Source organism: Pontibacter kalidii, assembly GCF_026278245.1.
Classification (GTDB): Bacteria; Bacteroidota; Bacteroidia; order Cytophagales; family Hymenobacteraceae; genus Pontibacter; species Pontibacter kalidii.
The window spans coordinates 23,163-47,981 of record NZ_CP111079.1; the positions used below are offsets into that span (position 1 = coordinate 23,163).

The following is a 24,819-nucleotide window of genomic DNA, read 5'->3' on the forward strand; positions in this document are numbered from 1 at the left end:
AATGCTTTTATAAACCTTAAAACTCAAACTAACCAGGAATTTAACCTTGCCATGACAAATTACCAATTGAAGACCTACGAGGAGTACCAGGAAGCTTACAAACGCAGTGTGGAGGATCCGGAAGGATTCTGGAGCGATATTGCCGACACTTTTACCTGGCGCAAGAAGTGGGACAAAACACTGGAGTGGAATTTTGAGGAGCCAAACGTAAAATGGTTCCAGGGCGGTAAAATGAACATCACCGAAAACTGCCTGGACCGCCACCTGAAGACCCGTGGCAACAAACTGGCCCTGATCTGGGAGCCAAATGACCCGAAAGAGCGCTTTATCCGCTATACTTACCGCGAGCTGCACGAGAAAGTATGCCAGTTTGCCAACGTGCTCAAGAAGAACGGGGCTAAGAAAGGCGACCGCATCTGTATCTATATGCCGATGATTCCGGAGCTGGCGATAGCCGTGCTAGCCTGTGCCCGTATCGGCGCGATACACTCTGTAGTATTTGCCGGTTTCTCAGCCGTAGCCATGGCCGACCGCATCAACGATGCCCAGTGCAGCATGGTCCTTACTTCTGACGGCCTGAACCGCGGCACGAAGCAGATACCGGTGAAGCGCGTGGTGGACGAGGCGCTGGAGAGCTGTGCCTCCGTGGAGAAGGTGATTGTGGTGGAACGCCTGGGCTGGACCGTGAACATGGTGGAAGGCCGCGACGTGTGGTACCACGATGAGGTGCAGACGGTAAGCAAAGACTGCCCTGCCGAGGAAATGGACGCCGAAGACATGCTGTTTATACTTTACACGTCAGGCTCCACGGGCAAACCGAAAGGCGTGGTGCATACCTGCGGCGGCTATATGGTGTATGCGCAGTACAGCTTCTGTAACGTATTCCAGTACGAAGAGAGCGATATTTACTGGTGTACGGCTGATATCGGCTGGATCACGGGCCATACGTACCTGCTCTACGGCCCGCTGCTGAGCGGCGCTACCACGCTGATGTTCGAGGGTGTGCCAACCTACCCGGATAATGGCCGCTTCTGGCAAGTGGTGGATAAATTTGGTGTTACCATCTTCTATACCGCCCCAACCGCTATCCGTGCTCTCATGGCCGGCGATATTGACGATGTGCTTTCCTACAGCCTCGACTCGCTGAAAGTGCTGGGCTCGGTAGGCGAGCCGATAAACGAGGAGGCCTGGCACTGGTACCATACCCACGTGGGTAAGGAGCGCTGTCCGGTGGTGGATACCTGGTGGCAGACCGAAACCGGCGGCATCATGATCTCTACTATTGCGGGCGTAACGCCAATGAAGCCAAGCCATGCCGCCCTGCCGCTGCCAGGCATACAGCCGATACTGGTAGACAGCGACGGCAATGAAATTACGGAGAACGGCGTGGAAGGCTACCTGTGCATGAAGTTCCCGTGGCCAAGCATCATCCGCACTACCTACGGCGACCACGAGCGTGCCCGCCTGAGCTACTTCTCTACTTACAAAGGTTTGTACTTTACCGGCGATGGCGCCAAGCGCGACGAGAATGGCCTGTACCGCATCATTGGCCGCGTGGACGATGTGATCAACGTGTCGGGGCACCGCTTTGGAACCGCTGAGATCGAGGAAGCCATCAACCACAACGAGCACGTGGTGGAGTCGGCGGTGGTAGGCTACCCGCACGACGTGAAGGGCCAGGGCATCTACGCCTTCGTTATCATCAAAGACATACCGGAGAAAGAAGAGTATCTACGTGCCGAGATCATCGAGACGGTGGTAGAGAAGATCGGCAAGATCGCTAAGCCGGACAAGATCCAGATCGTGAGCGGCCTTCCGAAAACCCGCTCCGGCAAAATCATGCGCCGCATCCTGCGCAAAGTGGCCGAAGGCGATACCTCAAACCTGGGAGATACCTCTACGCTGCTCGATCCGGAAGTAGTGGATGAGATCAAGGCTGGCGCGTTATAGGATTTTAGTTTAGTTGTTAGAGGCCCTGCGGCGTTTGCTGCGGGGCTTTTTTATTCAGCAAACTGAAGTGATGCTTCTGCCTAAGCTACTGCCAAGGGCACAGATAACCATTATAGGAAAGTTACTGTAGCATTCTGTTTGCGCCAGCACAAATACGGTTATCTGTTATTTTCGACAAAAAGCGTATGTTTTATCCCCTTATCTACTAGTTGGCAAACAATTAAAACTTTAAAATAAAATTAACTATGAAGACCAAACTCCTAATCCTCGGCTTCCTCATTTTCGCAACCTACACCAAAGGGTATTCCCAAAAGATAATGGAAGTAAACATGAATGACAAAGACTGCATCCATGTCATTGATGGTCTGATTTCTTCCCCCAATGAGAGTGTTCCCGACAAACTTGCTCATTTTGAACAGGCAGTGAGCCAAGAAAAGTTGGAAAAGCTTGGTTTTGGCAACAGCCAATGTGTGATGGTCAAATCATCAGCTGACCTCGACATTGAGGGTTATATCTATAGACAAGTACATAAACAGGTACAGCAGATTGGGACCAAGTATAAAATTCCAATTGCAGTAAATGGAAAGCTTACCTTTAACCACACAGACAGACGAAACCAGCTTAGCAAGTTTAGAGTTGAACAGGTAAAAAATATTAAGTTTCTAAACAAGGCAGAAGCACAGGCAAAGTACGGTGATAAGGTTGTCTTTGGCTTGATAGAAATAACCATATAAGAAAATCGCTCGCCAACAAGAGCTATAGTGCATAAACGCATCATAGCAAAGCTGTTAAACTAAAACAATCCACACCATGTCAAGAAAAGCATTTACCGCCGAAGGCGCCGTAGCCGTAGGCCCCTACTCCCATGCCGTGGAGTCTGGCGATCTGGTTTATCTCTCCGGCCAAACACCGATTGATGCCGCTACAGGAAGGCTGGTGGAGGGAGATATTAGCGCCCAAACGGAGCAGTGCTTTAAAAACCTCTTTCAGGTGCTGGCTGCGGCAGTCTTAACGCCGGAGCACGTGGTGAAAGTGAACGTGTTCCTGACCGACATGGCTAATTTCAGCGCCATGAACGAAGTATACAAGGCCCAGTTCTCCGAGCCATATCCGGCCCGCACTACCATCGGCGTGGCTTCGCTTCCGTTAGGCGCACAGGTAGAGCTAGAGATGATCGCCAGGAGAGGCAGATAAGTTATACCTATACTTTTGCCATCCATACTTCAGCAGTCCTATCTTTGCAGCTGCAACAAATACAAGCTATGATCGACGAGACACACAACCCCTGGACTACCCTGTCCAGTGAGCCTGTTTACCAGAACCCCTGGATCAAAGTGCGTGAAGACAAAGTGCTCACCCCCAGCGGCAGCGAAGGCATTTACGGGGTGGTGAGCATGAAAAACAAAGCCATCGGCATCATTCCCATTGATGACGAAGGCTATACCTACCTGATCGGCCAGTACCGCTACCCTCTGCACGAGTACAGTTGGGAGATACCTATGGGCGGAGGCCTGCTGGAGCATGATATCCTGGAGTCGGCCAAGCGCGAGTTGCAGGAGGAGACCGGTTTTACCGCTGCCAAATGGACCAACATCTGCCGCCTGCATACGTCCAACTCCGTAACCGATGAAGAGGGGTTTGTTTTTCTGGCCGAGGAACTAACCGCCGGCGAAACGGCTTTTGAAGAAACAGAAGTGCTGCACATTAAAAAGGTGCCTTTTAAGGAGGCGGTGCGCATGGCCCTGAACAACGAGATTACCGACGCCATTAGCGTAGCCGGTATCCTGAAGGCTGCTTTTCTGCTACAGGAGCAGGGGAGGCTGTAGCTTTGCTGTTACAGCAAAGTATAAAGTATGGCTGCAGAAAATTTCTGCGTTATACTGGCAGCCAGGGCAATGGCAAACTAAGGGATTATACTTACATTTGAATACATGAAGGCCATTAAGTACATATCACAGCGGATTTATACTACCTGGTGCGTTACCTGGTTTGTGCTTCCCTTTGTGGTCACCTATCCGCTGCAGGCGGTGCTGATGCGCCGGGAAAAGTGGTACAGGCACCTGCACGGCGTGAACAGGTTCTGGTCCAGCTCCGCCTTACGCATGTTCCTGACGCCGCTGGAGGTGGAGTGGCGCATGAAGTATAACCAAACGGATCGCTATGTTTTCGCACCGAACCACAGTTCATACCTCGATATCCCCGTGATGCTGCACGCCATCCCCGGATTCCTTAACTTTGTGGGCAAGGCTGACCTGTGCAAGGTGCCGCTTTGGGGCAAAGTCTACGAAAAACTATACATTTCCGTAGACCGCAGAAACCCCATCAGCAGTGCCAGGAGCTACATAAAGTCGGCCAGGACGCTGGAGGAGGGGCGTAGCCTGGTAATTTTTCCGGAGGGCACGATCCCCAAAACTGCCGGCGAGCAGCTGATGGCTTTCAAGGATGGGCCCTTTAAGCTGGCCATCGAGAAGCAGGTGCCGGTGGTGCCGGTAACCATGCCCTACAACCAACACTTCCTGCCCGACCTGGACGGCAAGCTGAAAGTGCGTTGGCACCCGCTCAAGATCGTGATCCATGAGCCGATCGAGACGAAGGGGTTGACGCTGGAGGACCTGCCGCAGCTAAAGGAGCAGGTGTTCAACATCATACAAACAGAAATTACGAAACATACAAAAGTACATGTCAACAGATATTCAAACCATCCGCAAGATAGCGCACTTAGCAAGGCTGGAGTTTAACGAGGAGAAGGAGCAGGAGGTGCTGCAGGACCTGAACAAGATCCTGAACTGGGTGGACCAGCTGCGCCAGCTCGACACAGAGCACGTGGCCCCACTGATCCACATGTCGGAAGAGGTGAACGTACTGCGCGAGGATGAACCGCGCAACACCATCACTCACGAGCAGGCATTGCTGAACGCTCCTAAAAAGGACTCCGACTACTTCCGGGTGCCAAAGGTGCTGGAATAAGCCGCAGACATAAGTATAAGGACAAACCTTGTCTGTTGGCTTTAGAGAACGCCTTTTACTTTCAGGCTAACAGCAAGAAGTATCGTTTAAATGTCTTGAGTCTTATGTCTCAAAAGAATATATGAGTAAGATTAAGTTTTGGCAAGAATGGGATACGCACACCAGGTATCCCTATCTTTTTTTACTGCTGCTGGGTGTGCTGGCGCTGGCGCTGGGGGTATACTATTACTTCGCCGGCGAGGCGTCCGTTTTTGCCTGGGATAAAATAACCGACCTGCAGGTGGTGCCGGTGCCGGTAAGCGAAGTGCCGGGGCTACTGGAGCGCTTCACCCTCTCGGCCGATGGCTACCTGCTGTTTGAGCAGTATGATGTGGCCCTGCCCGGCGTAAACACGGTGGCGGCAGGCCTGCTGCTGTTTATCCTGGCCATTTGCGTGGCCTTTTATACAGCTGCTATCAGCACTATGCGGCAGTTGCCATACTTTACAGGCATGCTGCTGCTGATGCTGTTCCTGGCCACTTTCAACTTCGATCTGCTGGACATATTCGGCGGTGCCGGGCAAACCACGCTACTGGTGAGCATCCTGCTTTTCGCGCTGAGCAGTTACGCGTTTCAGGCCTTCTTCCCGAACACCGGCTTTGGCCTGCGGGTGCTGGCTATGCTGGGCGTTGTGGCGGTGCTGGCCCTTTTGCTCTTTACAGAAGCCGAATTTACCGCCGATCTGATAACATTGCACCTGGTAAGCTACAGCTCGCTGGGCCTGCTGGCGGCTACCGTATTGTTCTTGCTGTGGGTGAGCTACGAGAACGTAAACGCCCTGCTCTGGATAAACACGCAGGCTAAAACGCCGGAGCGCCGCTTCAGTATGTGGCACTTCCTGCTCATCAGTGTGCTCTACGTGTCCAGCCTGCTGCTCATGTACCTGCGGCAGGTCGGCTACATCAGTGCTGAGGTGCTTCCACTGAACGCCTATGTTATCCTGCTGCTGTCCACGGTGACGGGCTTCTGGGGCATGCGCCAGCGCGAGGCATACTACGGCAAGCTGTTCCCGTTCCGGCCCACCGGCGCGGTGCTGTACCTGGTGTTTGCCACGATGGCCTTCCTGAGCATTGGTTATGCCTTTGCCACCGCCAACGATTCCCTCACCCTGCTGTATCGCAACCTGATCGTGTACACGCACCTGGCCTTTGGCTTTGGCTTTCTGGTGTATGTGATGATCAACTTCGGGCGCTTGCTGGAGCAGCGGCTGCCGGTGCACAAGGTAGTGTACGAGCCTAAGACCTTCTCGCTTTTCTCGTTCTTCATCATGAGTTTGGTCATCTGTGTGGTGCTGATCATGCGCACGCAGTACCGCTCCTACTTCCAGGCGCAGGCCGGCTACTACAGCTACATCGGCGACCTGTACCGGGCCTCCGGCAACGATATCCTGGCCAAGCGCTTCTACGAGGAGAGCGATATATATGACAACGGCAACGTGAAGGCCAATTACAGTCTGTCGGCAATGTACCGCCAGCAGGATGAGCGGAACCGTGAAATCCTGCTGCTGAAAGACGCGCTGGAGCGCCGACCGAACCCAAAACTGTACGTGCGCCTGGCCAACCTCTACGACGAGAAGCAGTATTTCTTCGAGAAGTTGTATGTGCTGCAGCAAGGGGCAGAGAAGTTTCCGGAGAGTGCCGAGATCTACAATAACCTGGCCCTGTTGTATACCCAGACCAGCGTGCAGGACAGCACCGAGTACTACTTTAACCTGGCGCAGGAGTTTGGTCCCGGCAACGACGTGGTGCGCAGCAACCGCCTTGCCTACTATACCCGCCAGGCCATGCTGGAGCCTGCCAAGGCCGTGCTGGAGGAGTCCAGGAAAGGAAAGTACGAAGCACTGCGCAGCAACCAGGCCATACTGCGCCAACTGCTGGGCATGGACCCGCATGGGGAACGTTTTATGCCCGACTCACTGGAGCAGGTGGAGGACTTCACGCTGTTCTACAACCAGACCATCAGCAGCCTCAGCAAAAGCGATACTGCCCGCCTTCAACCCATCGACAGTTACCTGAATACCCCGGGCAACCAGATATTTTACAGCGACCTGCTCTTCCTGAAAGGGTTGGTGCACCATTACAACGGCCTGCCGCGTGAGGGAAGGCGCGTGGTGGAGAACCTGGCCCTGCAGATGGAGAGCCAGAGCGGCTATTACTACAATACCCTCGCCCTGTGGATGCTGGAGGAAAAGAACTACCGCGCCGCCGCCGCCTACTTTAAGCAGGCAAAGGACCGGGGTTACACCCAGGCATACCTCTCGCATGGCTACGCACTGGCCATCGCACACCAGCCGGAGGCAGCCGTAGAAGCCCTGGAGGAAGTAGCCTATACCGAGAATGAGGCGGCCATAGCCGTGGCACAGGAACTGGCCGCGCTGCTGCGGCAGGACCTGGATACCGTGCTTACGGAGGGAACAGATAAAGAAAAACTACAGTACCTGCTCACGTACCTGCCCACCCTAACGCAGGAACAGGTGAACACGCTCGTAAACGCCGTGCAGGAAAAAGACCTGAAGCGCCATGCCGTGGTGACGCGCGTGGACTACCTGCTGCGCAAGGGGCGTTGGAAGACTGCCTACGATGCCATCCAGGAGGCAAGTGCCATGCAGCGCCCGGAGGGGGAACTGCGTTCGGCCCTTAACCTGCTGCAGCTAAAGCTATGGCTCTACACCGAGAAGTATGACGTGTTGCTAAACCGGATGGACCGCCTCTATCTGACTGACCGCGACAAGCGCATGCAGCTGTATTTTAAAGCGCGCGTAGCTGAAGTAAGGGGCCGGAAGGAAGAGGCCGCCGCCCGCTATGAGCAAGCTGTGAAGATGCTGGTTTACGACGAGGAAACACTGCTGGCCGCTGCTAATTTCTTCAAGAAGCATGCACCTGAAGAGGAGAAGGCCTACAATATCCTCCTGGCTGGCATCACCTACAACCCCTATGCCGCAGAGCTGCATAAGGCCTACGCGCTGGAGAGTATAGAGCAGGGCTTATATTCTTACGCAGACCAGGCCGCAGAAACACTGAAGGATTTGGTTCCTCCCTCCGAATATGCTACATTTATAGAGAAATTAGAACAAAAGCGCCAAGAAGTGGAGGCCCGTGCCGAAAACTGGCAACAATGACATAAGCCGAATGAGCACCATCATCGAAACCCACGACATCTCCAAAGTATACCGTATGGGTACGGAGACCATCAATGCCCTGAAGTCGGTATCCATCAGCATCGATAAAGGCGAGTATGTGGCCTTTATGGGGCCATCGGGCTCGGGCAAATCCACGTTCATGAATATCATCGGCTGTCTCGATACACCAACCGGCGGGACCTATATCCTGAACGGGCAGGACGTGAGCAATATGTCGGACAATGAGCTGGCGGAGGTGCGCAACAAGGAGATCGGCTTTGTGTTCCAGACCTTTAACCTGCTGCCGCGCCAGTCGTCGCTGGAGAACGTGGCATTGCCCCTCATTTATGCCGGCTTCAACAAGAGCCAGCGCGAGGAGAAGGCGCAGCACGCGCTGGAAAGCGTTGGCCTGGGCACACGTGGCAAGCACAAGCCCAATGAGCTGTCGGGTGGGCAGCGGCAGCGTGTGGCCATTGCACGCGCCCTGATAAACGACCCCAGCATCATTCTCGCCGACGAGCCAACGGGTAACCTCGACTCCAAAACCTCCTACGAGATCATGGAGCTCTTCGAGAACCTGCATGCCAAAGGCAATACCATCATCATGGTAACCCACGAAGAGGACATCGCCCGGTACGCGCACCGCATCGTGCGCCTGCGCGACGGCCTGGTGGAGTCCGATACGCTAAACCCAGACATAACTAACGCTGCCCGCATGCGGGCAGAACAGCAAGTGTAAATGAAGATCTACACCAAAACAGGCGATAAAGGAACCACCGCACTGATTGGTGGAACCAGGGTGCCGAAATCGCACCTGCGCATAGAAGTATACGGCACCGTGGATGAGCTTAACTCCTACATCGGGCTGGTGCGCGACCAGGAAGTGAACAAAAGCAGGCTTGAGGTTCTGAAGGAGATTCAGGACCGCCTGTTTACCATCGGCGCCACACTGGCCACTGACCCGGAAAAGCACACCAGAATGGCCACGCCAGACCTGCACGAGGAGGATGTGGTGCTGCTGGAGCGCGAAATAGACAAGTATACTGCAGAAGTGGCGCCGCTGCGCGCCTTCATACTTCCGGGTGGGCATCAGTCCGTATCGTTCTGCCACCTGGCCCGCTGCGTGTGCCGCCGTGCCGAGCGCCTAGCCATTGGCCTGCAGGAGGTGTCGGAGGTAGATGAACTGGTGATAAAGTATTTAAACAGGCTCTCCGATTACCTATTTGCGCTGTGCCGCGTAATGACACAGGAGCTCGGTGCTGAGGAGATAACCTGGAAACCAAGAATGTAGCCTCCTGTACCCTACAACCTTTACGGAATTAAAAACCAAACTGAACTATGTCACTGGATATGCTAACCATACCGGCTCAGTGCGTGGCAGAATCACGCATCTCGGAGCTGGATTATAATAACATTGAGTTCGGCAAGATCTTCTCAGACCACATGCTGGTGGCTGACTTTAAAGAAGGAGCCTGGCAGAACCCGCAGATACTGCCGTATGGGAACATGTCGCTGAGCCCGGCTACGTCGGCCCTGCATTACGGGCAGTCTATTTTTGAGGGGATGAAGGCGTACAAAGATGCCAACGGCGATATCCTGCTGTTCCGACCGCTGGATAACTTCCACCGGCTCAACAAATCTGCCGAGCGCATGTGCATGCCGGCAATTACAGAGGACATCTTCCTGCAGGGCCTGGAGCAGCTGTTGCGCCTGGACGCGGCCTGGGTGCCGCCGACAAGCGGCTGCGCGCTGTACATCCGCCCGTTTATGTTTGCGACTGATGAATTTATAGGAGTTCGCCCCTCGGCTAGCTACCGCTTCACTGTCTTTACTTGTCCGGTGGGAGCATACTATGGCCAACCGCTGAAAGTAGCCATCGAGCCGCACTATGTGCGCTCTGCAGAGGGGGGAGCCGGTTTTGCCAAAGCGGCCGGTAACTATGGAGCGGCCTTACTACCTGCACGCAAAATGCAGGAGCGCGGCTACCACCAGCTTGTCTGGACCGATGCGAAAGAGCATAGATATATTGAGGAATCCGGTACGATGAACCTGATGTTCGTGATCGATGGAAAACTCATAACACCGCCTGTAAGCACTACTATTCTGGCCGGCATCACCAGGGACAGCGTGCTGCAACTGGCAAAGGATATGGGCTATGCGGTGGAGGAACGCAAGGTGACCGTGGAGGAACTGGTGGAGGCGCAAAGAAAAGGTAAGCTGCAGGAGGCCTTTGGTACAGGCACAGCGGCCACCATCGCACAGATTGCCACCATCCACTATAATGGCGAGGATATGGACCTACCGGCCATAGAGGACCGCGAGATATCGAACCGTGTTGCTACCGAGCTGGATAAGATAAAAACAGGCCAAGCACCGGACAAGCACAACTGGGTGCGCCGCATCAGCCTGTAAAGTATAACGTAAAGTATAAAATGCTGAAGTATAGGCTTAAGTTTATGCTTCAGCATTTTCTTGTTTTAAAAGAAGTATAACCCCATACGCTAATGACAACTGAGCAAGTAAAAGAGTTGAAGGCCAGAGTAGAGGCCTTGAGGAGGTATCTTTGACTACGATGCCAAGAAGGAACAGATAAAGGAGACGGAGGCCCAAACCACTGCCCCCAATTTCTGGGATGACCCCAAAGAGGCCGAGAAGATCCTAAAGGATATTAAATCGGTGAAAGTGTGGACCGACCACTACGAAGAAGTAGAGAAGGCCGTGTCTGACTTTGAGGTGCTATTCGATTTCTACAAAGAGGGCGATGTATCCGCGGAAGACATTCAGCAGGAATTTGCCAAAGCGGAGGCGGCCGTGGAAGGGCTGGAGTTTAAGCGCATGCTCAGCGGCGAGGAAGACCAGCTGAGTGCCATACTGGAGATTAACCCCGGCGCAGGCGGCACCGAAAGTCAGGACTGGGCAGAGATGCTCATGCGCATGTATATTATGTGGGCTGAGTCGCACGGTTTCGGAGTGAAGCAGATTAACTACCATGCTGGGGACGGGGCAGGCATAAAGTCAGCTACGCTGGAGATAACCGGTGATTTTGCCTATGGCTACCTGAAGGCTGAGATCGGGGTGCACCGCCTGGTGCGCATTTCTCCCTTCGACTCAGGGGGGCGTCGCCATACTTCGTTTGCCTCGGTGTTTGCCTATCCTGTGGTAGACGACACCATCCAGATAGAGGTAAACCCCAGCGACATTGAGTGGGATACCTTCCGCTCCGGCGGTGCCGGGGGGCAGAACGTGAACAAGGTAGAAACGGCGGTGCGCCTGAAGCATAAGCCAACGGGTATCGTGATTGAGTGCCAGATAGAGCGCTCGCAGCTCATGAATAAGGAGCACGCCCTGCGGATGCTCCGTTCCAGGCTGTACCAAATAGAACTGGAGAAGCGCAACGCAGAACGGGATCGCATAGAGAGCACAAAAAAGCGAATAGATTTTGGTTCACAGATCCGTAACTATGTGCTGCACCCATACAAACTAGTGAAAGATGTACGCACCGGAGTGGAGCGCACCGACGTGCAGAATGTGCTGGACGGGGACTTGGATGAATACATCAAAGCTTTCCTGATGCAGGCATAGAAAAGTATGAAGCACTAAAAAGGCACCGTGATAGGTGCCTTTTTTATTTTTAATAAAATTATTTTCCGCTCTATAGGAAAATTTTGCCTGAGGGAGGTAAGAACCAGTGGTCCAGCGTTAAAACATTGAAAATAAAATGTATAGCAAAAAATGCTTTATCAGGGTCTTAAGAGGGTTTTAGCCCGATGTCGTAGAGGTCTTCATTTACAGTCTTTGTAAAAGAGGCATGCTAAGGGGTTATCTTCCAATGTTTTAACATTGAATAAGAATGTGAAGCTACTATTGCATTTCAATTTATAAGTCCATATTATTGGATCTGAATAGATGCCTATCCCCATATATAGCTGTTTTAAGGCCAGCAGCTAAGGGGACGAGGGCGGCTCTTTCTATTAGGCAGTGGATGTATTTGTAAAGCATTCGTGTCTATAACTCAATACCAAACTTTTTCTTGGATTATCAAGGCGGCTTGCCATAGGCAGCCCTGATACTGGTACATCCAAAATTTAAAAATCATAGCGATATGAGCATGGCGCAGCTTTGCCTATACCTTAAGTACGTGTGAAATTTTAAAACCAACCAATTAATTCTATTCACCTTAATTCAAACTACAAATGAGAAAACTATTACTAATGAGTTTTGTAATGGTGCTGGCCCTGCTGCAGCAGGCGCACGCCCAGAGCAAAACTGTGACTGGTACGGTTACCGACCAGAGCACATCACAAGCGCTGCCGGGGGTTGCAGTAATTGTAAAAGGGACCACAGTGGGTACCACCACTGGAGCTGACGGTACTTACTCCATCGCTGTACCGGCAGACGGCAACACGCTGGTGTTCCGTTTTATCGGATACAAGACCTTAGAGAAGGCAATTGGTAATGCAAGCGTAGTAAATGCAGACCTTGCCACAGACCAGAAGCTTCTGGATGAAGTGGTGGTAACAGCATTTGGTATTGAGAAAGAGGAGAAAGCACTGAGTTACTCCGTTCAGCAGTTAGGTACTGAGGAAATAACAAGAGCAAACCAGCCAAACGTTACCAATGCCCTTCAGGGTAAAGTAGCAGGTGTTATCGTTCGTCAATCTAGCGGATTGCCTGGTTCTTCCTCCACAATAACCATCCGTGGCAACCGCTCCTTTACTGGTAATAACCAGCCCTGTATGTTGTAGACGGTATGCCTATTGAAAGTAACGCGGCCTTTGCTCAAGGGGTTAGTGGTACAGATGCCTCTTCTCGTGCATTAGATATCAACCCCAATGATATTGAGTCTATTTCTGTTCTTAAAGGAGGCGCAGCTGCTGCATTGTATGGTGTGCGTGCGTCAAATGGTGTGGTCGTAATCACAACGAAAAAAGGCAAAGGCCTTGGGGATAGAAAAGGCGCAACAGTAACGTTCAACTCAGACTACTCTATTGATAAAGTTTCTGTTCTACCTGATCTCCAAAGTACCTATTCCCAAGGATCAGGAGGTGCTTATAACAAATCCTCCTCTCTCTCTCTTGGGGGCCAAGAATAAGCTCTTTGGGAGATGTTGAAGATGCTACAGGTAATACAGTGCCTGGAAACAGGATTTTCGAAAACGTCGAGCCATTCTTCCAGACAGGTCATACAGCTACTAATGGTATCTCAGTTGCGAACAGCGGGGAGATTGGGAACTATGCCGTTTCTTTAGGTTATACGGATCAGGAAGGCATTGTTCCTACAACTGGTATGGAACGTATGAATGCTAAAGTGGGTGGAGATTTCAAGCTAAACCCTAAGGTTACGCTTGGAGCTAGCGCCAACTACTCAGACACGCATGTAGATAAAATCGCCGGTGGATCTAATACCTCGAATCCTTTATTTACACTGTATGCTGCTCCAAGAAACTTTAACTTGTGGGGACTCCCTTTTGCAGATCCTACAAACCCATACAAGCAGTATAACTACCGTGGCGCGATTGATAACCCAAGGTGGTCAGTGGCAAATAACCAGTTTTATGAAGACACACGTCGCTTCATTGGTAGTGCAAGCTTAAATTACAAGCCTCTTGATTGGCTATCTTTAAACTATAGACTTGGTAATGACTTCTTTGTTACAGACGGCAAAGAAGTATATGAACTGGGCTCTGGATTTACTGGTGGTAGAACAGCTACGCCTTCTGGTGGACAAATCAATGACTATTCATTTCAGCAGAACCAAATTAACTCAAATATCTCAGCTAACATCAACCGCGACGTTACTGAGGACTTGAACGTAAACTTGCTCTTAGGTAGTGAGCTTTACGAAATCAATACACGGTTTCTTAACAACGTAGGCCGTGGTATTGGTATAGGAGGTCTGCGTAACATTGGCAACACTACTGTGCAGACAACATCTGAGACGATGTCAAGCAGAAGAACAGTTGGTTTTTACTCAAACCTAGAGTTAGGTTACAAAGACTACCTATTCTTAAACGCCTCTGCCCGTCAAGACTATGTTTCTAACCTCGCACGAGGCAACCGCGCGTTCTTCTACCCATCTGTTGGTGCTGGCTTTGTGTTTACTGATGCGTTTGGTGTGGATAGTAAAGTACTCGACTTTGGTAAGATCAGAGCATCTTATGCAGAAGTTGGTCAAGCACCTGAATCAGCATATATCACAAAGAATGTTTTTGTTGCTGGAGGTGCTGGCTCAGGCTTCTTAACAGATGGCATTTCCTTCCCTTTCAATGGATTGAACGGGCGTACGCTTAGCAATACGCTGAACTCTCCTTTGCTTAGACCTCAAAATACAAAGACGATTGAATTTGGCGGTGACCTTCGGTTCTTCAGTAATCGCTTGAGCTTAGATTATACCTACTACGTTCAGACTACTACAGATCAGATCTTTGCCGTACCGCTTTCTCCATCAGCTGGTTTTACTTCTGAGTTTAGAAATGCAGGTAAATTGGAAACCAAAGGCCATGAGTTAATCGCAACAGTTATACCTGTAAAAACTGATAACTTCGAATGGTCCTTGACTACTAACTTCTCCTCTTACAAGAACGAGGTTTTAGAACTGGCAGAGGGTGTTGATAACATCTTCCTTGGAGGCTTCGTGACACCAAACATTAGAGCCGAGGCAGGTGCAGCTTATCCTATTATTTTCGGATCTTCATTTGTGAAAGATGATAAAGGTAATGTAGTAGTAGATAGCAGACCAACTTTAGCAAACGGAAAAGCAAACCCGTATTTCGGTATGCCATTGGTTGGACCAGAGACTAATATTGGGAACGTACAGCCTGATTTCGAGTTTACATTCACCAATGGTTTTACTTATAAAGGTGTAAACCTTACTGCTCAGGTAGACTGGAGAAAAGGTGGTAATATGTACGCGGGCAACACAAGGTTGTTGAAGCTGTATGGTATGGATGCCGTTACTGAAGACCGTGAAGAACCATATGTATATCCAGGCTCAAAAGGGTACCTAAACGAGAACGGTGAGTTGGTAGTAGAGGGCAACAATGATATTGAGATTGTTAGAGGCGAAACTTTCTGGGGAACTAGAATGGATGCGATTACCGAATCGAACGTCTACTCTACATCTTTTGTAAGATTAAGAGAAGTTGCTCTAAGCTACTCTTTACCAACCTCCTTACTTTCTAAAACCCCTATAAGAAGCGCCTCTATTGTGCTCACGGGCCGTAACTTGTTCTTGCTAACTGATTATCCAAACTTCGACCCTGAGACAAGTGTAGGTGGGTCTGGTAACTTCCAAGGACTAGAGTATGTTTCGTTGCCACAAGCTAGAAGCTATGGTGTTGGATTGAAAATTGGATTTTAATTGAAAGGGAAATCAAATATGAAGACTAATAAATTTTTAACTTTTCTGCTTGCAGCTGGGATTATATTTAGTGCCGGCTCTTGCAACGACGATGTGCTGGATGAGATTGATACTAATCCAAACTCACCAGAAGATGTGTCGCTTAGCCTTTTAATGCCACAGGTTACGGTGAACATTCCAACGGCTGTAACTGGTACTGACTTAGCGTGGTATTCATCTGTGTATGTAAGGCATACGGCGGGTGCCCACGGTCAGCTACAGGAAGCCGACAGACGCTCAGGACAAGAAGCATCCTCTGTCGTGAACAACGTTTGGAACAACATTTATGCTGGTGTTTTGCCCGACCTTAATCTTATCATTCAGAAAGGCTCTGAAGGTGGAAGTGAAGCCGGAAGTAACATTCATGTTGGTATAGCTAAGGTTCTAAAAGCTTATACTGTTGCCGTAGCAACAGATGCATGGGGGCGTGTGCCTTTCCAAGAGATAGGTAAGGGTAGTGATCTCCGTAAGCCTAAGTTTGATACGCAGGAAAGTATTTATGCATCAATTCAGACTTTGCTTGACGAGGCTATTGCTGATCTTGCAAAAGGTGGCGTAAACCCTGGTTCAACTGATTTGATTTATCAGGGTGATGTTGCCAAATGGACGAAAGCAGCTTGGTCTCTAAAAGCCAGATACTATAATAGGCTGAGTAACATTGATCCTCAAGGTTCTGCTACAGCAGCCCTTAATGCGGCATCAAAGGGCTTTACAAGTGCTGCGGATAACTTTACTTTCAACAAGTATACAGCAACAGCAATTGGAGAGCATCCGTGGTTCCAGGAGTCAAACGACAGAGCGCATCATGCAGTAAGTGATGCCTTCGTGAGCACATTGTCTGGGCTTGATGATCCGCGTTTAACTGCTATGGTGAAACCAGTGCCTAGTACAGGTGTTATCACAGGCTTCCCTAATGGGGCGCAGACAAACGACCAAGCAAGTACACAATACTCGGATCCCACCGTTACTGTGCTAAGTGCGACATCATCTATGCCGTTGATGACATATGATGAGTTAAAGTTCATCGAGGCTGAAGCTAACCTAAGACTGAACAATGCGACAGAAGCATTCACAGCCTATCAAGCAGGTGTTTCAGCAGCAATGAAGCGTCAAATTGGAGCAACTGATGAGGCTATCACAGCTTATTTTGCGGAACTTCCACAGTCAGGAGCTGCCTTGCAGGTAGAGGATATTATTTTACAGAAGTGGATTGCCTTCTGGCTTTTCCAGCCATTTGAAGCGTACAATGATTGGAGAAGAACGGGCTACCCTGGTCTGATTAATGAGCATCAGATTTCAGCTCCTCCACTGCGCTTTGCTTACACAACAAGTGAAATTGCCGCCAATGGAGATAATGTTCCTAATGTGCAAATTTACACTGACGGCGTTTGGTGGGATGATAAAACAGAGGATTAATTTACAGATTAATTTACATTCAAAGCAAAAAGGTCAGGCACTACGCCTGACCTTTTTGCTTTGAATATCTTAGTTATTAAGCCGATGATTTATAAAAAGTTTTAAGACAAAATCCTGGGAAAAGTTTAATTCTTATTTTGGAAGTAAATTCACTAATGGTTATATTATAAGGTTTCGCAAACATTAGGATTACCTTTCGTTTTAGCTACATTTATTTTCCTGTAAGCATAAGAGTAGTAGGACCGTTATATTCTACGTTTTTTGCCATCCTAGAAGAATCCTGATGGCCAGTAGTAGTGGCCCCTTTTCCATCAAGTTTCTTAACAGAATGACAGGTGTTTTAACAGCGGTGTAGCGAGATCTAAACGGCCCTAGCATAAGAGGGGGAACTTTTAATAATCTTTGCCTCTAGGAATCGGGCTTAATGAGAAGAATACCAATACAAAAAGCAATCTAACTAACAGGTTATTCATAATCAAACTTATCAATACAATGAACAGGATTCTTATTGCTGTGTTTACGGTTTTTTTCTTGGTTCCTTTTGGAGCGAAGGCTCAAACATTGATAGGTGCCCGAGCAGGTATGAATTTCAGTAGTATTAATGGGATAGGTAGCACGAGCAACAACTTTGACTGGAGACAAGGCTATCATAGCGGCATTTTTGTGTACAGCAACATAGGAGACAGAATCTTTTTTCAACCAGAGTTACTTTATAGCTCAAGAGGCTACGAGTATACAAAACAATATTCAGAGGATAAAGCAATATCAGGAGACACGTTGCAATTCCGTCAAAATATGAAATTGAATTATTTAGACGTGCCTCTGCTTATAAAATTTCACCTCGGGAAAATCTTTTTTGAGGCTGGGCCCCAGTTTGGCTTCTTGTTAAGTAGTAAGAGCCGTGATGAATATTTGCTGAACCAAAAAAACAATGCTGTTAAAGTACAGTCTGGCTATTATTCCCACAGTGTTATTGAGCCCATAGATATAGGTTTTGTTGCAGGTGTCGGGTATCAGATGAATTCAGGCCTAGGCTTTAACTTTAGGTACAATCAAGGCTTTCGGGAAGTAGTAAAGCGAGCAAATTGGCAGAAAAACGTTTTAATACAGACCTCCATTACCTATACATTAGGGTATAGAGCCTATAAGGAGAGGAGCACCGGAAATACGAGTACAGATAACTTTGAGGAATACTTTGACCTCTCCAAGGCAAGAAGAAGGCAAGATGGATATAAGGTGCTATTTAAGCAAAACATACAGCGTATTAGTGTTGTAAAAGTAGGAGAGGCAACCAGGTCGGAGGTTCAATACGTTTTTAATTCCATTGGCAGCCACACGCCAAGCAATGTGTTACTGATGGGCACGAGTGGTTTTGAGGAGCAAACCCCGCTTTACAAAGGCTTTAGAGATATACAGGTCCCTTTCAAAGGGGGGGTGAGGTTTTCAACTAAGTCTTCTATTGGATCAGGGACAATTGAGAGTAATTTAGAACTAGAAATCAGCAAGCCTGGAATTTGGATGGTAACTATTCTAACACAGTAGTGATAGCCAAATTTTTATGGTGCTGTTGAAGGTTTTGTGAACAAGCAAAGTGGATGCGCCTATGCACAGCGTAAGAGGTGCAGTGTCTTCAAGAAAAGGGGTTGTCTATAATAACTCAAGATCTGACTCTTTAGAGTCTTAACTAGAGGTACAGCTGAACGGGTATTTTTGCTCTTCATAATCTAACGGGTTCCATGTTCTTGGATAAGAGCATGATAGTCTATTTGCAACTACTTTAAGAGAGCTATTGCTCTTGCTAGTTAGTTCAGCTTTAATGAGAATGTAATATAGCCTGCCCTTGTGTAGGTCCAAAGTAGTTGCTTTAGAACCTCCCTAATCTAGGATACCTACTAGGTATGCAATTGGCGTGTTTTAACCAGCTATACATAATCTTTTTGCAGTATGAGGTGAATAATGAGAATTAGATTAAATCTGTACTGGTTCTTCCATACATTCTTTCCCTTCGATATAAAATTAAAGGTATCAGGAAGATAAAAATGATACAGCTTAAAAGCTATTGGTACTTTATGTTTGTCCGGTGTTAAGCCTAGGAGGTGGGCCGCTATATTTGTGAGCATAGTTATAGAAAGTCTATTGTATTTAAGATAACAACTTCTTATTATTGGCGGAAATTTCTTAACAAAGGCTTAACAGGGATTACTATAGGATTAAAAATGCAAATACCTCCGCTGAGACACGAGAGTACGTTTGAGCCTCTCCTGCTCTTTTGCCCGTCCGGGCACTAACTATCCATAATTAGATAAACTTAATAACAGGGCACAACAGGCTAATTGAATTCAGCCAACTCTTTTGTGCACTCTTAAAACAAAACCTTACATAGCTGTAGGGTGGCAGAGCTATGTCTTTTCTTAGTACAATTTTAACAATCAATCTATTATCTAACTATTCTACTTTATGTCAATTTTTATGAGGAGATTATTACTCATGAGCCTTGCTTTAGTGTTGGTACTTGCCCAGCAAGTGTACGCACAAAGCAGAGCTGTGTCTGGTACGGTTACGGACCAAGGCACATCACAAGGCCTGCCGGGGGTGGCAGTAATTGTGAAGGGCACTACGGTGGGTACCACCACTGGGCTTGATGGTTCTTATACCATTAACGTTCCCGCGGAAGGCAGCACGCTGATATTCCGCTTTATTGGCTACAAAACCGTAGAGCGTGCGATCGGCAACTCATCTACTGTTAACGTTGCACTGGGTGTGGACGACAAGCAACTGGAAGAGGTAGTAGTTGTAGCCTACGGCACAGCCGATAAAGGCTCTTTCACCGGCTCAGCTGCACAAATCACTACTGAGAAAATTGCACAGCGCCCGGTAACCAACATTACCAACGCTATCGCTGGCCAGGCTGCAGGTGTACAGGCTAACGCAGGTAGCGGCCAACCAGGTTCTGGCCCTGATATCCGTATCCGCGGTATTGGTTCTATTTATTCTTCTAACGATCCGCTTTATGTGGTGGACGGTGTGCCTTACTCAGGCAACATTGCGAACTTGAACGTGGATGACATCGAGAATATTTCTATTTTAAAAGATGCCTCATCTTCAGCGCTTTACGGCGCCCGCGCCGCTAACGGTGTGGTAATGGTTACTACAAAGAAGGGCAAGAGTGGCCGCAATCAGATCAACCTGAAGATCTCTCAGGGGGTTACCAACAGAGGCTTAAAAGAGTACGACCGTGTGAATGCCTATGAGTACTACCCATTGGTTTGGGAAGCACAGCGTAACGCACTTGCCTATGCTACTACAGGTGCAGTGCCGTTGGAGGATGCAAACAAGCTAGCATCAGGCACATGGCCTACCAGGTTTACAACAGGTGCTAATGCCGGCAAACAGAACTACAATGGTAAAGCTGTTTCTGATGTTTCGCAAATCCTTGGCTATAACCCCTTTAATGTCGCAAACACAGACATCGTTCGCCCGGATGGTACTTTGAATCCTAACGCGAACCTCCTGTACGCAGATGACCTGGACTGGTTTGAGCCAATCGAGCGTAACGGCAGCCGTAGCGACTATGGCCTGAACTTCAGCGGTGGCAGCGAAAAGAGCGATTACTTTGTGTCTATGGGTTACCTGAACGAGAAAGGCTTTGTTATTAAGTCTGACTATGAGCGCTTTACAGGTCGTGTGAATGTGAATACGCAGGCTACTGATTGGTTTAAGACAGGCCTGAACATAGCTGGTACTATCACAGAGTCTAACCAAGCTAACACAGCAAGCAGCACAGGGTACGTTAACCCGTTCTTCTTTGCCCGTAACATAGGCCCTATTTACCCTGTGTATGCGCACGATCCAGTAACAGGTGCTTACCTGCTGGACCAGAACGGTAACAAAATCTATGACTACGGTAACTTGTCTGAATATGGTTTGCCAAACCGTGGTAGCAGCGCAAGCGTAGGGCGCCATGTGGTAGCAGAGACCATGTGGAACGATAATCTTTACAACCGCAATGTGTTAAGTGCCAGAACTTTTGGTGAAGTTACTTTCCTGAAGGATTTCAAATTCACCACGAACCTAAGTGTAGACATCTCTAACTACCTGGCTGCTGAGTATGATAACAACAAAGTAGGGGATGGTGCACCGGCAGGTAGAGCTAGCCGCACTAGCTCAACTACAACTAGCTACAACCTGAACCAGTTGTTGAACTATGCCAATACCTTCAATGACAGGCACTATGTAGAGGTGTTGCTGGGCCACGAGAACTACAGCTATGAGTATAAGTACCTGTACGGTATGCGCCAGAAGGTGATCGGCGAAGGTAACACGGAGCTTGGCAACTTCACAACGACCAACGATCTTACCTCACGCACCGACACGTACAAAACAGAAGGCTACTTCTCCCGCTTAAACTATACATTTGATGATAAGTACACCGTGTCTGGTTCTTACCGCCGCGATGGATCGTCAAGATTCTCCACAGACGTGCGTTGGGGTGATTTCTGGTCAGTAGGTGCATCATGGCGTCTTGACAGAGAAACCTTTATCGCCATGCCGGAGTGGGTTGACATGCTGAAGCTGAGAGGTTCTTACGGACAGGTTGGTAACGACGCTCTCCTTAACCTTGATGGCACTACCAGATATTATGGCTGGCAGCCACTTTACGGCCTGGGCTATAACAATGCTGCTGAGCCTGGTATACTTCAGGAAAGCCTTGCTAGCCAGGACTTGCTGTGGGAGTCTAACAACAGCTATGACATTGGCGTTGAGTTCGACCTGTTTGGCAGAGTTAACGGTAGTGTAGAGTATTTCAAGAGAGAGTCTGAGAACCTGCTGTTCCAGGTGCCGCTTCCGCTTTCAGGCGGTGTGCTTACAAGATGGCAGAACATCGGAACCATGGCCAACACTGGCGTGGAAGCACAGTTAGCTGCTGATGTTGTGAAGGCAAAAGACTTTACATGGAATGTGAGCGTGAACGTGGCAACGTACAAGAACGAGGTTAAGGAGTTACCGGAAGGCCAGGAAGAGATCATCAGCGGTACGAAAAAGTACATGGTTGGCAGATCTATCTATGATTACTGGCTGCGTGACTGGTACGGAGTAGACCCGAACACAGGTAACGGTGTGTTTGTTGCCGATAACCCGGAAGACAAGAACGCTTATGAGTTAAACGGCACAATGGTAACTACGCAATCTAACGGTGCCAAGTACCACTATGCAGGTTCTGCTATTCCTGATTTTGCCGGTGGTATCACCAACACGTTTGCTTACAAGAACCTGTCGCTGTCAGTGTTGCTGACTTACCAGGTGGGTGGCAAAGTATACGATGCCAACTATGCCTCTCTGATGAACGCTGGTACGCAGGGTGGTGCACTGCACACTGACATCCTAAACCGTTGGCAGCAGCCAGGCGACGTAACCGACGTGCCGCGCATGGACCTGACAGCCGCTACGCAGTATAACGCGCAGTCAGACCGTTGGCTGATCGACGCTTCATACCTGAACATCCGCTCTGTGAACCTAAACTACGTGCTGCCTTCCAGCATCACCTCTAAGGTGTTCTTAAAGAATGCTAGCGTATTCGCTTCAGGTGAAAACCTTGGCCTGTTCTCGAAGCGTGATGGTATGAACGTGAATCAGTCTTACTCAGGTGTTACCTCCAACACGTACTCACCTGCTCGTATCTACACTGTTGGTTTGAACGTTACCCTTTAATTTTTGAAAATGAAGAAAGTATTATATAGTTCGCTTGCAGCCTGCATGCTGGTTTTCTCCTCCTGCGAAAAGGAATATTTGGAGACACAGCCGACAGACGCTGTTTCTGAAGAGTCTGTATTTACAACTACTACCAACGCCTGGGCTGCCCTGAACGGCATCCACAGAGCAATGTTCATGCAGTACAGCACCCAGGATCAGGCTGGTCAGGGGTCAGTAATGATCAACATGGATATGTTAGGGGAGGATGTTGTAATGACGGCAGCCGGTAACGGCTGGTTTAACAGCACCTACAAGTGGTTAACGCACCGCAATGCCAACGCCACTACAGTATACTTCACCTACAGGTTCTACTATAAGCTCATCGCTAATGCCAATATGATCATCAACAACATTGAGAAAGTTGATGGTCCGGATGCGGATAAGCGAGAGATTAAAGGCCAGGCGCTAGCCTATAGAGCTTGGGCGCACCACCAACTGGTGCAGCTCTTTGCAGAGCGTTATGATGCCACGAAGGGTACTAATAACCAGGCTGGTGTTCCTGTTCTGACGGTAAACACGATAGAAGGACAGCCCCGTGAAACGGTTGAGGCAGTGTACGCGCAGATTAACAAGGATCTTGATGAGGCAATCTCCTTGCTGCCGGCAGGGCGTGGTGCCAAGTCTCACTTCAACGTTAATGTTGCCAAAGGCTTAAAGGCTCGCGTGGCACTGACAATGCAGGATTGGGAAACTGCTGCCCAGTACGCAAACGAAGCACGTCAGGGCTATCCGCTGATGGGCACTGAAGACTATCTGGCAGGCTTTAACAACGTGGAGAACAAAGAATGGATGTGGGGCAGCGATCAGATTGCTGACCAGACCACATACTTCTACTCTTTCTTCGCCTATATGTCGGCTAACTTTAGCTCAACCAACATCAGGTCTAACCCTAAAGCAATCAACAGCAAGCTGTATGCTGAGATCGCGGATACCGATGTGCGTAAGCAGCTTTGGGATCCAAAGCCTGAAGCGGTGAAGGATGCTGATGGTAAGACCATAGGCTACGACGTAAATGGGTATGTTATTCCTTCTAACTTCTCGGCCAAGCCATACATGAACAGAAAGTTCATGGCAGACGGTGGCGCCAGCAGTATTGGCGACGTGCCATACATGAGGGCTGCTGAGATGTACCTGATTGAGGCTGAAGCTTTGGCTCGCCAGGGCAAGAGCGTTGAGGCGGCACTGGTACTGACTAACCTGATGAAGGCTCGTGACAAAGACTATACGCCGCTTGAACTGATTGGTCAGGACCTGGTGGATGAGATTCTGACGCAGCGCCGTATTGAGCTGTGGGGCGAAGGCTTCCGCTTCTTCGACCTGAAGCGCACGAACAGCGCCCTCGACAGAACGGGTGCTAACCACGATGCCACCCTTGCTGACAACCTGTTCCAGGTAGCAGCCGGCGACAAGCGTTGGCAGTGGCTGATCCCGCAGGATGAGCTGAATGCAAACAGAAACACTGGTATGTTCCAGAACGAGCTGTAATAGATTATTTGGTTGTATATTAAAGCCCGCCGTCGTTTGACTGGCGGGCTTTTCTCTTTATACTTGCAGCTATACTTTACTCTTATGCTATTACCAAACCACAGCGGGTACACCTTAGAGGCTGGCGTAGACGAGGTAGGCAGGGGTTGCCTGGCCGGGCCGGTGGTGGCTGCAGCCGTTATACTTCCGCCAAACTATAAGCACCCGCTCCTCAACGACTCCAAGAAGCTGACCAAAAAGCTGCGCGAGCAACTGCGGGGGGAGATTACGCGGGATGCAGTGTGTTGGGCTATAGGAGAGGCCTCGCCGGAGGAGATCGATAAAATAAACATCCTGAACGCTACCTACCTGGCCATGCACCGGGCCTTGGATGCGCTGCTACAACAGCCGGAGTACCTGCTGGTGGATGGTAACCGCTTTAAGCCTTATCAGGACTTGCCGTATAGTTGCATGGTGAAGGGCGATGGGAGGTTCCTGTCTATTGCGGCGGCCTCGGTGCTGGCAAAGACGCACCGCGACGAGCTGATGTGCCGGCTGGCGGGGGCGCACCCCTACTATGGCTGGGAGCAGAATGCAGGGTATCCCACAAAGGCGCACCGGGCCGGCATCGCCAGCCACGGGCCTACTGTGCATCACCGGAAATCATTTACCTTACTGCCCCGCCAACTGGAGCTTCTTTAACCGCACCTCTGCCG

At 49.5% G+C, this 24,819-nt stretch carries 19 protein-coding genes; all 19 read left to right on the forward strand.

Annotated features, from left to right (window positions below; all coding sequences use genetic code 11):
* The first annotated feature begins 9 nt into the window (after positions 1 to 9).
* The 19 genes from acs (at position 10) to OH144_RS00180 (ending at position 24,805) form a co-directional block, all read left to right on the forward strand.
* Positions 10 to 1,950, forward strand: a complete 1,941-nt coding sequence (acs, locus tag OH144_RS21560; RefSeq protein WP_266206367.1) for an acetate--CoA ligase — start codon at positions 10 to 12, stop codon at positions 1,948 to 1,950.
* A gap of 245 nt (positions 1,951 to 2,195) precedes the next feature.
* Positions 2,196 to 2,684, forward strand: coding sequence for a hypothetical protein (locus tag OH144_RS00095; protein ID WP_266204257.1), 489 nt, complete (start codon positions 2,196 to 2,198; stop codon positions 2,682 to 2,684).
* 76 nt (positions 2,685 to 2,760) lie between these two features.
* Positions 2,761 to 3,144, forward strand: coding sequence for a RidA family protein (locus OH144_RS00100; protein ID WP_266204258.1), 384 nt, complete (start codon positions 2,761 to 2,763; stop codon positions 3,142 to 3,144).
* A 68-nt stretch (positions 3,145 to 3,212) separates the two neighbouring features.
* Complete coding sequence (locus OH144_RS00105; protein ID WP_266204259.1) at positions 3,213 to 3,776, forward strand: NUDIX domain-containing protein; 564 nt, start codon at positions 3,213 to 3,215, stop codon at positions 3,774 to 3,776.
* Positions 3,777 to 3,881: 105 nt separating this feature from the next.
* Positions 3,882 to 4,688 (forward strand): lysophospholipid acyltransferase family protein, encoded by an 807-nt coding sequence (locus OH144_RS00110; RefSeq protein WP_266204260.1) that lies wholly within the window; start codon positions 3,882 to 3,884, stop codon positions 4,686 to 4,688.
* Positions 4,630 to 4,917, forward strand: coding sequence for an Asp-tRNA(Asn)/Glu-tRNA(Gln) amidotransferase subunit GatC (gene gatC, locus OH144_RS00115; protein ID WP_266204261.1), 288 nt, complete (start codon positions 4,630 to 4,632; stop codon positions 4,915 to 4,917). The genes OH144_RS00110 and gatC overlap by 59 nt, the downstream gene beginning before the upstream one ends.
* A gap of 121 nt (positions 4,918 to 5,038) precedes the next feature.
* Positions 5,039 to 8,074, forward strand: a complete 3,036-nt coding sequence (locus OH144_RS00120) for a tetratricopeptide repeat protein (protein ID WP_266204262.1) — start codon at positions 5,039 to 5,041, stop codon at positions 8,072 to 8,074.
* A gap of 10 nt (positions 8,075 to 8,084) precedes the next feature.
* Entirely contained in the window at positions 8,085 to 8,813 is a 729-nt protein-coding gene (locus OH144_RS00125; RefSeq protein ID WP_323134758.1) for an ABC transporter ATP-binding protein, read from the forward strand.
* Positions 8,814 to 9,365, forward strand: a complete 552-nt coding sequence (locus OH144_RS00130) for a cob(I)yrinic acid a,c-diamide adenosyltransferase (RefSeq protein WP_266204263.1) — start codon at positions 8,814 to 8,816, stop codon at positions 9,363 to 9,365.
* A 47-nt stretch (positions 9,366 to 9,412) separates the two neighbouring features.
* Entirely contained in the window at positions 9,413 to 10,486 is a 1,074-nt protein-coding gene (locus OH144_RS00135; RefSeq protein ID WP_266204264.1) for a branched-chain amino acid aminotransferase, read from the forward strand.
* Between the two features lie 92 nt (positions 10,487 to 10,578).
* Positions 10,579 to 11,656 (forward strand): peptide chain release factor 2 gene (prfB, locus tag OH144_RS00140; RefSeq protein WP_266204265.1). Its coding sequence is split into 2 segments (ribosomal slippage): positions 10,579 to 10,638 and positions 10,640 to 11,656, totalling 1,077 coding nucleotides; the frame shifts between segments, so codons are not numbered across the junction.
* Positions 11,657 to 12,267: 611 nt separating this feature from the next.
* Positions 12,268 to 12,819 (forward strand): carboxypeptidase-like regulatory domain-containing protein, encoded by a 552-nt coding sequence (locus tag OH144_RS00145; protein WP_266204266.1) that lies wholly within the window; start codon positions 12,268 to 12,270, stop codon positions 12,817 to 12,819.
* A gap of 5 nt (positions 12,820 to 12,824) precedes the next feature.
* Entirely contained in the window at positions 12,825 to 13,166 is a 342-nt protein-coding gene (locus tag OH144_RS00150; protein WP_266204267.1) for a TonB-dependent receptor plug domain-containing protein, read from the forward strand.
* Positions 13,167 to 13,171: 5 nt separating this feature from the next.
* Entirely contained in the window at positions 13,172 to 15,433 is a 2,262-nt protein-coding gene (locus OH144_RS00155; protein WP_266204268.1) for a TonB-dependent receptor domain-containing protein, read from the forward strand.
* 18 nt (positions 15,434 to 15,451) lie between these two features.
* Positions 15,452 to 16,888, forward strand: a complete 1,437-nt coding sequence (locus OH144_RS00160; protein ID WP_266204269.1) for a SusD/RagB family nutrient-binding outer membrane lipoprotein — start codon at positions 15,452 to 15,454, stop codon at positions 16,886 to 16,888.
* A gap of 492 nt (positions 16,889 to 17,380) precedes the next feature.
* Positions 17,381 to 18,430, forward strand: coding sequence for a porin family protein (locus OH144_RS00165; RefSeq protein WP_266204270.1), 1,050 nt, complete (start codon positions 17,381 to 17,383; stop codon positions 18,428 to 18,430).
* Between the two features lie 945 nt (positions 18,431 to 19,375).
* Positions 19,376 to 22,597 carry a SusC/RagA family TonB-linked outer membrane protein gene (locus tag OH144_RS00170; RefSeq protein ID WP_266204271.1) on the forward strand — a complete coding sequence of 1,074 codons (3,222 nt, stop codon included), beginning with the start codon at positions 19,376 to 19,378 and terminating at the stop codon, positions 22,595 to 22,597.
* A 9-nt stretch (positions 22,598 to 22,606) separates the two neighbouring features.
* Positions 22,607 to 24,124 carry a RagB/SusD family nutrient uptake outer membrane protein gene (locus tag OH144_RS00175; RefSeq protein ID WP_266204272.1) on the forward strand — a complete coding sequence of 506 codons (1,518 nt, stop codon included), beginning with the start codon at positions 22,607 to 22,609 and terminating at the stop codon, positions 24,122 to 24,124.
* Positions 24,125 to 24,208: 84 nt separating this feature from the next.
* Positions 24,209 to 24,805 carry a ribonuclease HII gene (locus OH144_RS00180; protein WP_266204273.1) on the forward strand — a complete coding sequence of 199 codons (597 nt, stop codon included), beginning with the start codon at positions 24,209 to 24,211 and terminating at the stop codon, positions 24,803 to 24,805.
* The last annotated feature ends 14 nt before the right edge of the window (positions 24,806 to 24,819 follow it).

What these genes read in the sequence shown, in the direction of transcription:
- OH144_RS00180 (WP_266204273.1), top strand. Translation starts at nt 24,209, where the DNA reads ATGCTATTACCAAACCACAGCGGGTACACCTTAGAGGCTGGCGTAGAC.
- gatC (WP_266204261.1), top strand. Translation starts at nt 4,630, where the DNA reads ATGTCAACAGATATTCAAACCATCCGCAAGATAGCGCACTTAGCAAGG.
- OH144_RS00130 (WP_266204263.1), top strand. Translation starts at nt 8,814, where the DNA reads ATGAAGATCTACACCAAAACAGGCGATAAAGGAACCACCGCACTGATT.
- OH144_RS00095 (WP_266204257.1), top strand. Translation starts at nt 2,196, where the DNA reads ATGAAGACCAAACTCCTAATCCTCGGCTTCCTCATTTTCGCAACCTAC.
- OH144_RS00125 (WP_323134758.1), top strand. Translation starts at nt 8,085, where the DNA reads ATGAGCACCATCATCGAAACCCACGACATCTCCAAAGTATACCGTATG.
- OH144_RS00100 (WP_266204258.1), top strand. Translation starts at nt 2,761, where the DNA reads ATGTCAAGAAAAGCATTTACCGCCGAAGGCGCCGTAGCCGTAGGCCCC.
- OH144_RS00105 (WP_266204259.1), top strand. Translation starts at nt 3,213, where the DNA reads ATGATCGACGAGACACACAACCCCTGGACTACCCTGTCCAGTGAGCCT.
- OH144_RS00160 (WP_266204269.1), top strand. Translation starts at nt 15,452, where the DNA reads ATGAAGACTAATAAATTTTTAACTTTTCTGCTTGCAGCTGGGATTATA.
- OH144_RS00145 (WP_266204266.1), top strand. Translation starts at nt 12,268, where the DNA reads ATGAGAAAACTATTACTAATGAGTTTTGTAATGGTGCTGGCCCTGCTG.
- OH144_RS00110 (WP_266204260.1), top strand. Translation starts at nt 3,882, where the DNA reads ATGAAGGCCATTAAGTACATATCACAGCGGATTTATACTACCTGGTGC.
- OH144_RS00165 (WP_266204270.1), top strand. Translation starts at nt 17,381, where the DNA reads ATGAACAGGATTCTTATTGCTGTGTTTACGGTTTTTTTCTTGGTTCCT.
- OH144_RS00135 (WP_266204264.1), top strand. Translation starts at nt 9,413, where the DNA reads ATGTCACTGGATATGCTAACCATACCGGCTCAGTGCGTGGCAGAATCA.
- OH144_RS00175 (WP_266204272.1), top strand. Translation starts at nt 22,607, where the DNA reads ATGAAGAAAGTATTATATAGTTCGCTTGCAGCCTGCATGCTGGTTTTC.
- OH144_RS00150 (WP_266204267.1), top strand. Translation starts at nt 12,825, where the DNA reads ATGCCTATTGAAAGTAACGCGGCCTTTGCTCAAGGGGTTAGTGGTACA.
- OH144_RS00120 (WP_266204262.1), top strand. Translation starts at nt 5,039, where the DNA reads ATGAGTAAGATTAAGTTTTGGCAAGAATGGGATACGCACACCAGGTAT.
- OH144_RS00170 (WP_266204271.1), top strand. Translation starts at nt 19,376, where the DNA reads ATGAGCCTTGCTTTAGTGTTGGTACTTGCCCAGCAAGTGTACGCACAA.